13 protein-coding genes are annotated in these 14,377 nt (G+C 65.2%); 7 read left to right on the top strand and 6 right to left on the bottom strand.

The genetic code is table 11. From position 1 onward, the window contains the following. Positions 1-17 precede the first annotated feature (17 nt). The 4 genes from dnaN to dtd all read left to right on the top strand — a co-directional run bounded on the left by dnaN (position 18) and on the right by dtd (position 5,076). Positions 18-1,124: a DNA polymerase III subunit beta gene (dnaN, locus tag GH660_RS12450; protein WP_153146995.1), complete on the top strand. Its 1,107-nt coding sequence runs from the start codon at positions 18-20 to the stop codon at positions 1,122-1,124. Between the two features lie 41 nt (positions 1,125-1,165). Next, a complete protein-coding gene (gene gyrB, locus GH660_RS12445) occupies positions 1,166-3,655 on the top strand; it encodes a DNA topoisomerase (ATP-hydrolyzing) subunit B (protein ID WP_153146994.1) in 2,490 nt (829 codons plus the stop codon). Between the two features lie 83 nt (positions 3,656-3,738). Further along, complete coding sequence (locus GH660_RS12440; protein ID WP_228276483.1) at positions 3,739-4,596, top strand: restriction endonuclease; 858 nt, start codon at positions 3,739-3,741, stop codon at positions 4,594-4,596. Between the two features lie 27 nt (positions 4,597-4,623). Beyond that, positions 4,624-5,076 carry a D-aminoacyl-tRNA deacylase gene (dtd, locus tag GH660_RS12435; RefSeq protein WP_153146993.1) on the top strand — a complete coding sequence of 151 codons (453 nt, stop codon included), beginning with the start codon at positions 4,624-4,626 and terminating at the stop codon, positions 5,074-5,076. A gap of 15 nt (positions 5,077-5,091) precedes the next feature. Here dtd and GH660_RS12430 read toward each other — a convergent pair whose 3' ends face one another. From GH660_RS12430 to gshA, 4 genes are read right to left on the bottom strand one after another with little or no spacing between them, the layout of a single operon-like run. Then, positions 5,092-5,907 (bottom strand): Sir2 family NAD-dependent protein deacetylase, encoded by an 816-nt coding sequence (locus GH660_RS12430; RefSeq protein WP_153146992.1) that lies wholly within the window; start codon positions 5,905-5,907, stop codon positions 5,092-5,094. Beyond that, positions 5,908-6,936 carry an FAD:protein FMN transferase gene (locus GH660_RS12425; RefSeq protein WP_153146991.1) on the bottom strand — a complete coding sequence of 343 codons (1,029 nt, stop codon included), beginning with the start codon at positions 6,934-6,936 and terminating at the stop codon, positions 5,908-5,910. Beyond that, positions 6,921-7,919: a glutathione synthase gene (gshB, locus tag GH660_RS12420; protein ID WP_228276482.1), complete on the bottom strand. Its 999-nt coding sequence runs from the start codon at positions 7,917-7,919 to the stop codon at positions 6,921-6,923. Before gshB ends, GH660_RS12425 begins: the two co-directional genes overlap by 16 nt. A gap of 20 nt (positions 7,920-7,939) precedes the next feature. Then, the gene (gene gshA, locus GH660_RS12415) at positions 7,940-9,241 is read right to left on the bottom strand and encodes a glutamate--cysteine ligase (protein ID WP_153146989.1); all 1,302 of its coding nucleotides are present in this window, start codon (positions 9,239-9,241) and stop codon (positions 7,940-7,942) included. A gap of 150 nt (positions 9,242-9,391) precedes the next feature. Here gshA and GH660_RS12410 point away from each other — a divergent pair, with 150 nt between their 5' ends. Beyond that, positions 9,392-11,014, top strand: a complete 1,623-nt coding sequence (locus GH660_RS12410; RefSeq protein WP_153146988.1) for an ABC-F family ATPase — start codon at positions 9,392-9,394, stop codon at positions 11,012-11,014. Positions 11,015-11,054: 40 nt separating this feature from the next. On the opposite strand, the gene GH660_RS12405 is transcribed toward GH660_RS12410, so the two are convergent. Next, a complete protein-coding gene (locus GH660_RS12405; protein WP_153146987.1) occupies positions 11,055-11,525 on the bottom strand; it encodes an SRPBCC family protein in 471 nt (156 codons plus the stop codon). A 23-nt stretch (positions 11,526-11,548) separates the two neighbouring features. On the opposite strand from GH660_RS12405, the gene GH660_RS12400 reads away from it, so the two are divergent. Both GH660_RS12400 and GH660_RS12395 read left to right on the top strand, forming a co-directional pair. Further along, positions 11,549-12,259, top strand: a complete 711-nt coding sequence (locus GH660_RS12400) for a pseudouridine synthase (RefSeq protein WP_153146986.1) — start codon at positions 11,549-11,551, stop codon at positions 12,257-12,259. Beyond that, entirely contained in the window at positions 12,256-13,170 is a 915-nt protein-coding gene (locus tag GH660_RS12395; RefSeq protein WP_153146985.1) for a hydrogen peroxide-inducible genes activator, read from the top strand. Before GH660_RS12400 ends, GH660_RS12395 begins: the two co-directional genes overlap by 4 nt. A 42-nt stretch (positions 13,171-13,212) precedes the next feature. Here the strand turns inward: GH660_RS12395 and GH660_RS12390 are convergent, their stop codons facing one another. Further along, complete coding sequence (locus GH660_RS12390) at positions 13,213-14,355, bottom strand: ABC transporter substrate-binding protein (protein ID WP_153146984.1); 1,143 nt, start codon at positions 14,353-14,355, stop codon at positions 13,213-13,215. Positions 14,356-14,377: the final 22 nt, after the last annotated feature.

Here is a 14,377-nt window from a genome sequence, read left to right as displayed (position 1 = left end):
ACTTAGGAATTTAACTTATGGTTCTTATTAAAACCCATAGAGACACGCTCCTGGCCCCGCTGCAGTCTGTGTCGGGAATCGTCGAACGGCGGCACACGCTGCCGATCCTTTCCAACGTGCTGCTGGAAAAGAAGGGCGACAAGCTGACCCTGCTGGCGACCGACATCGAGATCCAGATCACCACGGCCACCGCCGGGGCAGGCGGCGACGGCGATGGCGCGGTGACGGTCGGCGCGCGCAAGCTGCAGGAAATCCTGCGTTCACTGTCGGACAACTCGGAAGTCAGCCTGGTGCTGGAAGACAAGCGTCTGCAGGTGCGCGCCGGCAAGAGCCGCTTCAGCCTGCAGACCCTGCCGGCGGACGATTTTCCACGCATGACGATCAGCGAGGGCGAAACCCGGCAGTTCACGATCTCGCAGAAGGCCTTCCGCCAGTTGATCGCCAAGACGCAGTACAGCATGGCGGCGCAGGATGTCCGCTATTACCTGAACGGCCTGCTGCTGCTGGTCGAAGGCAAGGAACTGCGCGCCGTGGCGACCGATGGCCATCGCCTGGCCTTCGCCAGCGTCGAGATCGAAGCCGAGTTGCCGCGTCAGGAAATGATCCTGCCGCGCAAGACGGTGCTCGAACTGAACCGCCTGCTGGTCGACAGCGACGACGCACTGAACATTACGCTCGCCCCGAACCAGGTGCGTTTCGCATTCGGCTCCGTGGTGCTGGTTTCCAAGCTGATCGACGGCAAGTTTCCGGATTACGAGCGGGTGGTGCCGAGCAGCCTGCGCAATCACCTGACGGTCGGTCGCCAGACGCTGACCCAGGCCATGCAGCGGGCGGCGATCCTGACCAACGAGAAATTCCGCGGCGTGCGCGTCGTGCTCGGCGAGAACAGCCTCAAGCTGATCGCCGCCAACGCCGAACAGGAAGAGGCGCAGGAGGAAATCGAGGTCGATTACGCCGGCGAACCGATCGATGTCGGCTTCAACGTCGGTTATCTACTCGACGTGCTGAACAACGTACACACCGAGGAAATCCGCTGGAGCTTCAACGACGCCAATTCCAGCGCCCTGATCACGGTGCCGGGCAACGACCGCTTCAAGTACGTCGTCATGCCGATGCGCATCTGACACCCTGAATTCAACGACTAGTTTCACGTGGAACACAAGTAATGAGCGAAGAAAACACGCCGATGAACAACCCGCAAGGCGGCGCCCCGGCCTATGGTGAAGCCAGTATCCAGATCCTCGAGGGCCTGGAGGCCGTGCGCAAGCGTCCGGGCATGTACATCGGCGACACGTCCGACGGCACCGGCCTGCACCATCTCGTCTTCGAGGTCGTGGACAATTCCATCGACGAAGCCCTGGCCGGGCATTGCGACGACATCACCGTCACCATCCACACCGACAATTCGATCAGCGTCATCGACAACGGCCGCGGCATCCCGACCGGCGTCAAGATGGACGACAAGCACGAGCCGAAGCGCTCGGCCGCCGAAATCGCGCTGACCGAGCTGCACGCCGGCGGCAAGTTCAACCAGAATTCCTACAAGGTGTCCGGCGGTCTGCACGGTGTCGGCGTCTCCTGCGTCAATGCGCTGTCGAAGTGGCTGCGCTTGACCATCCGCCGCGAGGGCAAGAAGCACTTCATGGAATTCTGCCGTGGCGTGCCGGTCGACCGCAGCATCGAGCTGCGCGACGGGGTCGAGGTATCGCCGCTGAAGATCCTCGGCGATACCGAGAAGCGCGGTACCGAGGTGCACTTCCTGGCCGACGAGGAAATCTTCGGCCACGTCGAGTTCCACTACGAAATCCTCGCCAAGCGCTTGCGCGAGCTGTCCTTCCTCAACAACGGCGTCAGCATCCGTCTGGTCGACCAGCGCGCCGGCAAGGAGGAACTGTTCGCCTTCGCCGGCGGCGTCAAGAGCTTCGTCGAGTATGTGAACCGGACCAAGACCGTCCTCCATCCCAACATCTTCTACTCGGCCGGCGAGGCCAGGGTCGGCGACACCGGCGTCACCATCGGCGTCGAAGTGGCGATGCAGTGGAACGATTCCTACCAGGAACAGGTGCTTTGCTTCACCAACAACATCCCGCAGTCCGACGGCGGTACCCACCTGACCGGCCTGCGCGCCGCGATGACCCGGGTCATCAACAAGTACATCGACGAAAACGAGATCGCCAAGAAGGCCAAGGTCGACATCAGTGGCGACGACATGCGCGAAGGCCTGGCCTGCGTGCTGTCGGTCAAGATGCCCGACCCCAAGTTCGCCTCGCAGACCAAGATGAAGCTGGTTTCCTCGGAAGCCCGCCCGGCGGTCGAGGAAGTCGTCGCCCAGAAGCTGGCCGATTTCCTGCTCGAACGCCCGGTCGATGCCAAGACCATCTGCGGCAAGATTGTCGAGGCCTCGCGCGCCCGCGAAGCCGCCCGTCGCGCCCGCGAAATGACGCGGCGCAAGGGCGTGCTCGACGGCATCGGCCTGCCCGGCAAACTGGCCGATTGCCAGGAAAAGGACCCGGCACTCTGTGAAATGTACATCGTCGAGGGTGACTCCGCAGGCGGCTCCGCCAAGCAGGGCCGCGACCGCAAGTTCCAGGCGATCCTGCCGCTGCGCGGCAAGGTGCTCAACGTCGAGAAGGCGCGCTTCGACAAGCTGATCTCCAGCGAGCAGATTGTCACGCTGATCACGGCGCTCGGCACTGGCATCGGCAAGGACGAATTCAAGATCGAGAAGCTGCGCTACCACCGCATCATCATCATGACCGACGCCGACGTCGACGGCGCGCACATCCGCACCCTGCTGTTGACGCTGCTCTATCGCCAGATGCCCGAGCTGATCGAACGCGGCTACGTCTACATCGCCCAGCCGCCGCTGTACAAAGTCAAGCACGGCAAGACCGAGCGCTACCTCAAGGACGACCAGGAATACCACCAGTTCCTGCTGCGCATGGCGATGGATGAAGCTAGCCTGACGCCGCGCGCCGGCGCCGAGCCGGTGAGCGGCCCGGCACTGGAGGAACTGGCCCGCTCCTGGCTGTTGACCGAAGCGGTCATCGAGCGTATCTCGCACCTGGTCGACCCCTCCGTTCTCAAGGCCCTGGTCCAGCACAACCTGAAGCTCGACCTCGCTTCCGAAGCCGGCGCCCGGGCCAGCGCCGATACCCTGGCGCAGCATCTGGCCGGCGGCATCCGCATCGTTCCCCGTTTCGACGACATCCAGGAACGGTGGACGCTGCGCGTCGAGAAAATCCATCACGGCAACCTGAAGGTCGGCCTGATCGACGAAGACCTGCTGCTTTCCGGCGATTTCCTGCAGCTGCGCCGCACCGCCGAAACCCTGGCCGACCTCTTCGGCCCCGGCGCCTTCATGGCGCGCGGCGAGAAGAAGCAGGCGGTCGGCAATTTCGGCGACGCCATGAAGTGGCTGCTGGCCGACGTCGAGCGCGGCATCAGCAAGCAGCGCTACAAGGGCCTCGGCGAAATGAACCCCGAGCAGCTCTGGGAAACCACTATGGACCCCAAGGTCCGCCGCCTGCTGCGCGTGCAGATCGACGATGCGATCGCCGCCGACGAGATCTTCACGACGCTGATGGGCGAACTGGTCGAACCGCGAAGGGTCTTCATCGAGACCAATGCGCTGAATGCGCGGATCGATATTTGAACCGTGACCAAGAGCATGAAGAGAGGCCCTGTTTTACGGGTCTCTTTTTTTTTATAGCAGAGTTTATGAACTGGAGTTGATCAGTGCCCGAAATTACGATCCCTACCTTTGACGAACTCATGAACCCGTTACTAGCAGCTCTTAATGCGCTGGGTGGATCTGGATCGGTTGAGGAAATTTATTCGAAGACTGTCGATATCGTGCAATTACCTGAGGATGTCTTGGCGCAACTCCACGACCCGGAAAAGAGCAGCCTAACTGAGGTTGGTTATCGCTTGGCTTGGGCGCGTACATACTTGAAGAAATTCGGATTACTCGAAAATTCGAGCCGTGGAATCTGGTCGCTTACCGAAAAGGCTCGCGGGCTGGATACAGTTGATTCTGGAGAGGTTGTCCGGTTTGTTCGCGCCTTGGACAAGGCAGAGGGTTCTAAGAAACGGCCTGCCGATCAGACGGCTCGAGAGTTAACTGAACAAGAGGGATGGAAGGAAAAACTCTCTTCCGTCCTGACCCAAAAACTCGACCCGGCTGGTTTTGAACGCTTGGTGCAGCGACTGCTTCGTGAGTCAGGTTTCATTCATGTCGAGGTAACCGGACGTACTGGGGATGGGGGAATCGACGGAAAGGGTATTGCTAGGATTCATGGATTCATGAGCTTCCATGTACTCTTTCAGTGCAAGCGCTATAAGGGTTCCGTCTCCGCAAGTGAGATTCGGGATTTCCGTGGTGCGATGGTTGGTAGGGCGGACAAGGGCCTCTTTATTACGACGGGTTCGTTTACGCCAGCAGCAATCAAGGAAGCGACTCGGGATGGCGCTCCACCGATCGACCTCGTTGATGGCGATGAACTTGCCGAGAAGTTGAAGGAATTTGCATTAGGCATTCGCACGGAAACTGTCGAACGAGTTAGCGTTGACGAGTCTTGGTTTGAGGGTATTTGACGGGTTGTTTCGTCGAAAGCTAACGAGATGCGTGTCGTCATCCAGCGGGTCAAAGAGGCGTCGGTTGCGGTCGACGGTGAAATTGTCGGCAAAATCGGCGGCGGGTTGTTGGTGCTGGCGGGGTTCGAGGAGGCCGATGGCGAGGCCGACCTCGACTGGATGGCGGGGAAAATCGTGCGCATGCGCATTTTCGGCGATGCGGAAGGTGTGATGAACCGCAGCGTGCAGGAGGCCGGCGGCGAGATTCTGGCGGTGTCGCAATTCACGCTGTTCGCGTCGGCGAAGAAGGGCAACCGGCCGTCGTGGAGCCGGGCGGCGCGCGGCGATGTTTCGCAGCCGTTGTTCACGAGTTTTGTCGGCAAGTTGGCCGCCGCGCTGGGCCGGCCGGTGGCGACCGGGGTGTTCGGTGCCGACATGGCCATCAGCCTGGTCAATGACGGGCCGGTGACGCTGTTCCTGGATTCGAAGGCGCCGGACTAAGTAGGCGCTCGCTTATTAGGCGAACGCCTGACACAGGCGGGTGATGCCATCGAGGCCGCCGAGCGGCAGGGAAATGCTTTGGTCGTTGGCCGGCACCTCGGGGTCGCCGGGGTTGATGCGGATGAGCTTGCCGCCGCAGTTTTCCGAGAAGTGGCGGACCGAAGGGATGGCCGTGCCGGCGCCGATTTCGATGACTACCGGGCGCTCCGCGGTCGCCAGCCACTGGCCGAGGCGTTGCTCCTGCAGCGCGCTGCGCCGCTCGATCCAGCCCCAGTCGCCGAACATCAGGATGTTCGGGCGGGCCAGCGCGCCGCAGCGCGGACACTGCGGCGGGTCGTTGAGCAGGCGGCAGTTTTCGGCGTCGATGACGGGCTGGAAGTCGTCGGCCACCCAGATCTGCTCGCCGCAGCCGGCGGCACATTGCAGGTGATGGATCGAGCCGTGGATTTCGCAGATGCGTTGCGGCGGGAAGCCGGCCTTGGCGAAGTGGCCATCGACGTTGCTGGTGAACACGAAGGCGCCGTGCCTCATTGTTTCGGCGATGCTGCGCAGCAGGGCGAAGCCGGCGTGCGGGGCGGTAGCGCGGTAGAGGGCGAGGCGGTGGCCGTAGAAGCCCCAGGCCAGGCGCGGGTCGCGGCGGAAGGCGTCGGGGTTGGCGATCGCCTCGAAGCGGATGCCGGCCCTGCCGAGCGCCGGATAGACGGCCCAGAAGCCGCCCGGCCCGCGGAAATCGGGGAGCCCGGAGTCGATGCCCATGCCGGCGCCCGCGCTGATCAACAGGCCGTCGGCAGCGCGTAGCCAGCGCGCGGCGCGGGCGAGGGCGGCGTCCATTCAGGGCACGACGGTGAGCGGCGGCGGCTGGCCGATGAATTCGAGGCGCCGATGCAGCGCTTCGGTGACGAACACTCGGCTGTCGCGGTCGACGCGCAAAACGAGGCCGATTTCCATCCTTTCGGCCATTGCGCGCCAGGCCTCGGGGCCGGCGATGAAGATCGGCTTGGAGGCGGCGTCCGACAGCGTGCCGGCGCGCGGGCCGGCCGGGATGAGGATGGTGACCGCCTGCGTGTGGTCGGCCGGGTAGCCGCTGCGCGGGTCGAGCAGGTGGGCGTAGCGGCGGTCGCCGATTTCGAAGAAGCGCTGGTAGTCGCCGGAAGTACCGATCGCTTCGCCGTCGTCGAGCGTCACCGTGGCCAGCGGCCCGGGCTGGCGCGGGTGCTGGATGCCGACCCGCCATTTCTTGCCTTCCTTGCTGCCGAGCGCCATGACGTTGCCACCGATGTTGATCAGCGCGTTGTGGATGCCCTGTTGGCGCAGGATGGCGGCGGCGCGGTCGAGGGCGACGCCCTTCAGGTAGCCGCCGAAATCGAGCGCCACGGCGCGGTTGCGGCTGCGGATGGTGGTGCCGTCGATGGTGATGTCGGCGATCGACGGCTTTTGTGCCAGCCAGCGCCTGATCTCGTCTTCCGGCGGCAATTCGGCCTTGAATTCGTCGGACTGGAAGCCCCACAGCTTGATCAGCCGGCCGATGCCGGGATCGAACAGGTAGTCGCCCCGCTTGGACAGCGCCTGCGCCTCGCCGACGAAGGCGGCCAGCTCCGGTGTCACCGTTTGCGGTCGACCCTCGCCCAGGGCTGAATTCAGGGTCGTCAGTTCGGAGGGCTGCCAGGCGTGGTAGGCGCGGTGCAGGCGGTCGAACTCGCGCAGCACGGCGGCGATCGCCTGCCGTCCTTGTGCCGGGTCGGCGCTGACCACCAGCACCTCGACGCGGGTGCCGAAGACGTAGGCCTGCTGCTCCTGCAGCGGCGTGCGGCCGCAGGCGGCGAGCAACAGCGCGGCGGCGAGGATCAGGAGGGCGCGCATGCCTCCTCGAGGGCGGCGATGAAGGCGGCCGCGGCGTCGAAGCCGGTCTGCTCGCGGATCTCGACCATGCAGGTCGGGCTGGTGACGTTGATTTCGGTCAGCCAGTCGCCGATCACGTCGAGGCCGACCAGCAGCAGGCCACGGGCGGCGAGCAGCGGCCCGAGCGCTTCGGCGATCTCGCGGTCGCGCGGCGACAGCGGCTGCGCGACGCCGGTGCCGCCGGTGGCCAGGTTGCCGCGCGTCTCGCCGGCCTTGGGGATGCGCGCCAGGCAGAAGGGCGCCGGCTGCCCGGCGATGAGCAGGATGCGCTTGTCGCCGGCGGTAATCTCGGGCAGGAAGCGCTGCGCCATGATGGTGCGCGTGCCTTCGCGGGTCAGCGTCTCGATGATGACGTTGCGGTTGGGGTCGGCGTGGCCGACGCGGAATATCTGGCTGCCACCCATGCCGTCGAGCGGCTTGAGGATGACATCGCGCTGGTCGTCGATGAATTGCTGCAGCTGGTCGGTCTGGCGGCTGACCAGGGTGGTCGGGGCGAACTGCGGGAATTCGCAGATGGCCAGCTTTTCCGAATGCTCGCGCAGGGCGCGCGGCCGGTTGAAGACGCGCACGCCGTCGGCTTCGGCGCGTTCGAGCAGCCAGGTGGCGGTGAGGTATTCGAAATCGAAGGGCGGGTCGCGGCGCATGACGACCGCGTCGAAGGCGGCGTGCAGCGGCAGCCGTTCGCGGGCGCTTTCATGGTACCAGTCGGCTTCGTCCAGGCTCAGGTGGAGGTGGCGGGCGAGTCCGCTGACACCGCCGGCCGGGTCGCCTTCCGGCCGGCGCCAGGCCAGCGTCTGCGCCTCGATGGCGGAGACCTTGTGGCCGCGGTGCTGGGCGGCGCGCATCATGGCCACCGACGAATCCTTCCAGGCCTTCAGTTCGGGCAGCGGATCGAGGACGAAGGCCAGCCGCAGCGGCCGGCTGCCGATAGTGGGGAGAACCACGGCGGGTTGCATGGTCTCGCTCACTCGACGAGGGCCAGCGCGCTTTCGGGCGCCGAGCGTTCGAGTTCGACGGCCGCCGCCAGGCAGGCGAGACGGCCGACGACGCCGTAGGCGTAGAAGCGGTTGGGCGGCGAATCCGGGTTGCCGCAACGGTAGTCGGGCAGGTTGCAGCCGGTCTCGAAGGCCAGCGGTTCGAAATGCATGCCCGGGGCGTTGAGGTTCTCGTCCTTGCCGCGCCCGGTATGGACGCGGTAGAAGCCGCCGACGACGTAGCGGTCGATCATGTAGATGACCGGCTCGGCGACCGCGTCGTTGAGCGTCTCGAAGGAATGGACGCCTTCCTGGATCAGCACCTCGGAGACCTCCAGGCCCTCCTTGACGACGCTCATCTTGTTGCGCTGCTTGCGGTTGAGGGCGATCACCTCGTCGGCGTCGCGCACCGTCATGACGCCCATGCCGTAGGTGCCGGCGTCGGCCTTGACGACGACGTAGGGTTTTTCGTCGATCTCGTATTCGCGGTACTTTTCGCGCACCATGTCGAGTACGGCGGCGACGTTGGCGGCCAGGCATTCCTCGCCCTGGCGCTCGTGGAAATTGACGCTGCGGCAGACCGAGAAGGCGGGGTTGATGCGCCACGGGTCGATGCCGATTTCGCGGGCGAAGTCGTTGGCGACCTGGTCGTAGGCGGCGAAGTGGTTGGATTTGCGGCGCACCGCCCAGCCGGCGTGCAGCGGCGGCAGGACGAACTGCTCGTGCAGGTTCTCCAGGATTTCCGGAATGCCGGCCGAGAGGTCGTTGTTGAGCAGGATGGCGCACGGGTCGAAGCCGTCCAGCCCGAGGCGGTACTGGCTACGCACCAGCGGTTCGAGCAGGAGCGTCTGGCCGTTCGGCAACTCGACCGGCGTCGGCTGCACGATGTCCGGCAGCAGCGAGCCGATGCGCACGTTGAGCCCGGTCTGCTTGAGGATGGCGGCGATCTGCGCGACGTTCTGCAGGTAGAACAGGTTGCGCGTGTGGTTTTCCGGGATCAGCAACAGGTTGCGCGCGTCCGGGCAGATCTTCTCGATGGCGCTCATCGCCGCGTGCACGCACAGCGGCAGGAAGGCCGGGTTGAGATTGTTGAAGCCGCCGGGGAACAGGTTGGTGTCGACCGGCGCCAGCTTGAAGCCGGAATTGCGCAGGTCGCACGAGGAATAGAAGGGCGGCGTGTGCTCCTGCCACTGGCCGCGCAGCCAGTGCTCGATCTGCGGGCTGGCGGCGAGGAAGCGGCGCTCAAGTTCGAGCAGGGGGCCGGTGAGGGCGGTGGTGAGGTGTGGAACCATGAGCTGTCTCGTTGCCTGTGCGGCGAGTAGTTGTTCCTTGGAATGTTACACCGCAGTGCACAAACATGGGGCACCCTGTCGCGGTCAACCCGTTGAAAACAGGTAAAATCCGTCCCTTCGCCTTATCGTCATTCGCAGATCGGAACCGCCGTGCTCGTCGCCGCCAACATCACCATGCAGTTCGGGGCCAAGCCCCTGTTCGAGAACGTCAACGTCAAGTTCGGCGAAGGTTTCCGCTACGGCCTGATCGGCGCCAACGGGGCGGGCAAGTCGACCTTCATGAAGATCCTGTGCGGCGCGCTCGAAGCGTCGGCCGGCAACGTCTCGAAGGACGCCACCGAGCGCATGGCCTACCTGCGCCAGGACCAGTTCGCCTACGAGGACATGCGCGTCCTCGACGTCGTCATGATGGGCCACGAGGAGCTGTGGGCGGCGATCCAGGAACGCGACGCCATCTACGCCAATCCGGAGGCGAGCGAGGACGATTACATGCGTGCCGCCGAGCTCGAGGGCAAGGTCGGCGAATACGACGGCTACACCGCCGAGGCGCGCGCCGGCGAGCTGCTGCACGGCGTCGGCATCCCGACCGAGCAGCACGACGGCCCGATGCGCGAGGTCGCTCCCGGCTGGAAGCTGCGCGTGCTGCTCTGCCAGGCACTGTTCGCCAACCCGGACATCCTGCTCCTCGACGAACCGACCAACAACCTCGACATCAACACCATCCGCTGGCTGGAGGATGTGCTCAACAATCGTGATTCGACGATGATCATCATCTCGCACGACCGCCACTTCCTGAACCAGGTGTGCACCCACATGGCCGACCTCGACTACGGCAAGATCACCATCTATCCGGGCAACTACGACGACTTCATGGAAGCGGCCCAGCAGGCCCGCGAGCGCCAGTCGAATGCCAACGCCAAGGCCAAGGAACGGATCGCCGAACTGCAGACCTTCGTGCGCCGTTTCTCGGCCAACGCCTCGAAGGCCAAGCAGGCGACCAGCCGGATGAAGCTGATCGACAAGCTGAAGCCTGAGGACGTCAAGCCGTCGTCGCGCCAGTACCCGTGGATCCGCTTCGAGTACGACGACAAGCAGAAGCTGCACCGCCAGGCGGTCGAGATCGAGAACCTGTCCTTCGCCTACGAGGGCGGCGAGCGCAAGATTTTCGACAACCTGACGGTGACCATCAACGCCGGCGAGAAGATCGCCGTCATCGGCGAGAACGGCGTCGGCAAGACGACCTTTCTGAAGCTCTTGATGGGCGAACTGCAGCCGCAGTACGGCACGCTGAAGTGGGCCGAAAAGGCCAACCCCGGCTACTACGCGCAGGACCACAGCGCCGAGTTCGCCGGCACGCAAAGCCTGACCGAATGGATCGTCGGCTACGCCCGCGCCTCGGTCGAGGAGGGCGGCGACCTGGAAACCCTGGTGCGCGGCACGCTGGGCCGCCTGCTGTTCTCCGGCGACGAGCAGAAGAAGCCGGTCAACGTCATTTCCGGCGGCGAGCAGGGGCGCATGCTGTTCGGCAAGTTGATGCTGCAGAAACCGAACGTGCTGGTGCTTGACGAGCCGACCAACCACCTCGACATGGAATCGATCGAGGCGCTCAACAGCGGCCTCGAAAAATTCCCCGGCACCCTGGTCTTCGTCTCGCACGACCGCGAATTCGTTTCCTCGCTGGCGACGCGCGTCTTCGAGGTCAAGGGCGACGGCCGCATCGTCGACTACCTCGGCGGCTACGAGGACTACCTGGCCAGCCAGGGCGTCGAATAAGCATTTTTGCCCGTTTTCGGGCGTCGACCGCAGCCGGCCGCTACTGCGGCTTGCCGCCGGCCGCCAGGGTGCGGATGATGCGCACGCAGTCCACGTCGGACTGGTGGTAGGCCGATTTCACGTACTCGATGTAGGCGCGTTCCTCGGAGTTCGGATTGCTGGCCAGCGTCGTCCGGTAGGCGAAGCGCAGGAACAGGAAGCCGGACTGGGGTTCCTCGATGGTGATGGTCAGGCTGCCGCCGGGATGGCTCGCCGAGGGCTCGATGTCGAAGCGGACCCAGTGCGCCTCGGCCAGCGTCACACGGTCGCGGATGACGGCCGGGCCGAAATCCAGCTCGCGCAGCAGTTCGCCAGCCTGCCGTTCGAGGATGGTGCACGACTCCAGCCCCGGCAGGAAGGGCAGCGGGTCCTCGGCACGGTACAGCAGCCCTTGCCAGAGCTGGTCGCGGGTCAGGGGGGCGATCAGCGGGTTGTCCGGGTCGTTGATCTGGATGAGATGCTCGAAATTCATGGGCGGATGTTAGCATCCCCGCCATGCAACTCGAACGACTCCTCCAGAAGCACGGCTTCGGCACGCGCAAGGCCTGCCGGGCGCTCGTCCGCCACGAGCGGGTCGCGGTCAACGGCACGATCTGCGCCGATCCCTTCGCCGACATCGCCACGCCGGGGCTGGTCTTCAGCGTCGACGGCGTCGCCTGGCCCTACGCCGAGTTCGCCAGCCTGATGCTGCACAAGCCGGCCGGCTACGAGTGCTCGCGTAAGCCGCAGCACCACCCCGGCGTCCTCGAACTGCTGCCGCTGCCGCTGCGCGAGCGCGGCGTGCAGCCGGTCGGCCGCCTCGACGAGGACACCACCGGCCTGCTGCTGATCACCGACGACGGTCAGCTGAACCATGTGCTGTCGTCGGGTCGGCGCAAGGTGCCCAAGACCTACCTGGCAACGACCAGGCATCCGCTCGACCAGGCGCTGGTCGACAGGCTGCTCGTCGGCGTCCTGCTCAACGACGAGCCGGCGCCGATCGCCGCCGCGGCGGCCGAAATCGCCGGCGAACGGCTGCTGCGCCTGACCGTCACCGAGGGCAAGTACCATCAGGTCAAGCGCATGGTGGCGGCGGCCGGCAACCGGGTCGATGCGCTGCACCGCGAGGCGGTCGGCGCGCTGGCCCTGCCGGCGGACCTGCAGCCCGGCGAATGGCGCTGGCTGAGTGCGGTCGACCTGCAAAAACTGGGATATTTGCCATCATGACCCTGACTGAAATGCGCTACATCGTGGCGCTCGCCCGTGAGCGCCATTTCGGCAAGGCGGCCGACGCCTGCCACGTCAGCCAGCCGACGCTGTCGGTGGCCCTGAAGAAGGTCGAGGGCCAGCTCGGCGCCGCGCTCTTCGAGCGCACCGCTTCCGACGTGCGGATCACTGCCCTTGGCGAGCGCATCGTCGCCCAGGCCCGGCGCGTGCTGGAGGAGGCCGTGCGCCTCGAGGAGATCGCCGGTTCGGGCGGCGATCCGATGAGCGGCCCGCTGCGCGTCGGCGTCATCTACACGATTGCGCCGTATCTCCTGCCGCAGCTGATTCCCGCCCTTCACAAGCAGGCGCCGGCGATGCCGCTGTTCCTCAAGGAGGATTTCACCGGTAACCTGATTCCGGCACTCAAGGCGGGCGAACTGGACGTCATCGTCATCGCGCTGCCCTTCGCCGAGCCGGGCCTGGTCGCCCAACCGGTCTATGAAGAGCCGTTCCGCGTGGTCGTTCCGGCCGGCCATCCCTGGGTCGGCCGGAACGACGTCGCGGCCGACGAACTGGACGGCGAGAACCTGCTGCTACTCGGTCAGGGCAACTGCTTCCGTGACCAGGTGTTGGAATCCTGTCCGCGGCTGACGGTGCCGGATGCGCTCGCTCATTCGCTCGAAGGCAGCTCGCTGGAAACCATCCGCTACATGGTGGCGAGCGGCGCCGGCGTGGCGGTGATGCCGAGCACGGCGGCCGATCCGCTGGTCGCCCGGGAGCCGATGGTCAAGGTGCTGCCCTTCGCCGGCACCCAGCCGGCGCGCATGGTGGGGCTGGTGTGGCGGGTGACCTTCCCGCGTCCGCAGGCGATCGACGCGGTGCGCGCGGCGATCCTGTCCTGCCAGCTGCCGGGCGCGACACCAGTCCGCTGAGGTTTCACGTGGAACCGGCGGTGCCCCTGCCACCGGCCGGGTTCAGCGCAGGAAGCTGCCGTCCTTGCGGATGATGGTCAGTTCGACGAAGGTCGAGCCGTTGTGGTTGCCCGGCGTGAAATTCACGGCGAAGCCGCCGGCGTCGAAGTTGCGCAGGTTTTCCATGGCCGAGATGAACTTGTCGCGCGTCAGCTCCTTGCCGGAGCGGCGCAGGCCTTCGACGAAGACCTTGGCGGCGATGTAGCCTTCCAGGCTGGTGAAGGAGACGTCGCGCCCGGTGCCCGAGGCGGCCAGCAGCTTCTGGTAGTCACGCACGACGGGCAGGGTGCGCGACCAGGGGAAGGGCACCACCTGGGAAATGCCGACACCGGCACCGTCGGGGCCGAGTTCGTTGGCCAGCGCCCGGCTACCGACGAAGGACACGGTGTAGAACTGGGCACCGCTGCCGGCGGCGCGCATGGCGTTGATGAAAGCGGCGCTCGACTTGTAGGTGGTGACCATGACCACCATGTCGGGCTTGGCGGGGATCAGGGTCTTGACGGCGGCGGCGACATCGCTCGAATTGCGCTCGACGGTGGCGGTGGCGACCAGCTGCAGATTCCGTTTGGCCATCGCCTTTTCGACGCCGCTCAGGCCGGCCTTGCCGTAGGCATCGTTCTGGTAGAAGACGGCGATGCGCTTGACGTTGAGCGAGGTGAATTGCTCGACGATCTTTTCCGTCTCGTCGCCGTAGCTGGCGCGGACATTGAAGACCAGGCGGTTGAACGGCAGGCGCAGCGCCTCGGCACCGGTGAAGGCGCCGAAGAAGGGAACGCCGGCCGGATTGGAAACCTGCAGCGCTGCCAGGCTGGTCGGCGTGCCGACATAGCCGAAGAGGGCGAACACGTCATTCTTGTCGATCAGTTCCCGGGTGTTGGCGGTCGCCCGGTCCGGCTCGTAGCCGTCGTCGAGGGAGAGCAGCTTGATCTTGCGACCGTGGACCCCGCCCTGGGCGTTGATCTGGTCGAAATAGAGCTTGGCGCCAAGCTGCATCTCGATCCCCAGTTCCTGGGCCGGGCCGCTGAGCGGGACCGACTGGCCGATGGTGATGCTGCCGTCGGTGACACCGGTCTCGGCCGTGGCCAGTGATGCCATGACGAGTGCAGCGGCGGCCAGCAGGCCGCGGAAGGCGGATTTTCCGATCATCGATATGCTCCTCGGCACCGGG

The sequence above is a fragment of the Dechloromonas sp. H13 genome, assembly GCF_009469615.1.
GTDB lineage: Bacteria > Pseudomonadota > Gammaproteobacteria > Burkholderiales > Rhodocyclaceae > Azonexus.
The sequence above is the reverse complement of the archived record's forward strand: the minus strand, read 5'-3'. Positions and strand labels throughout refer to the sequence as shown.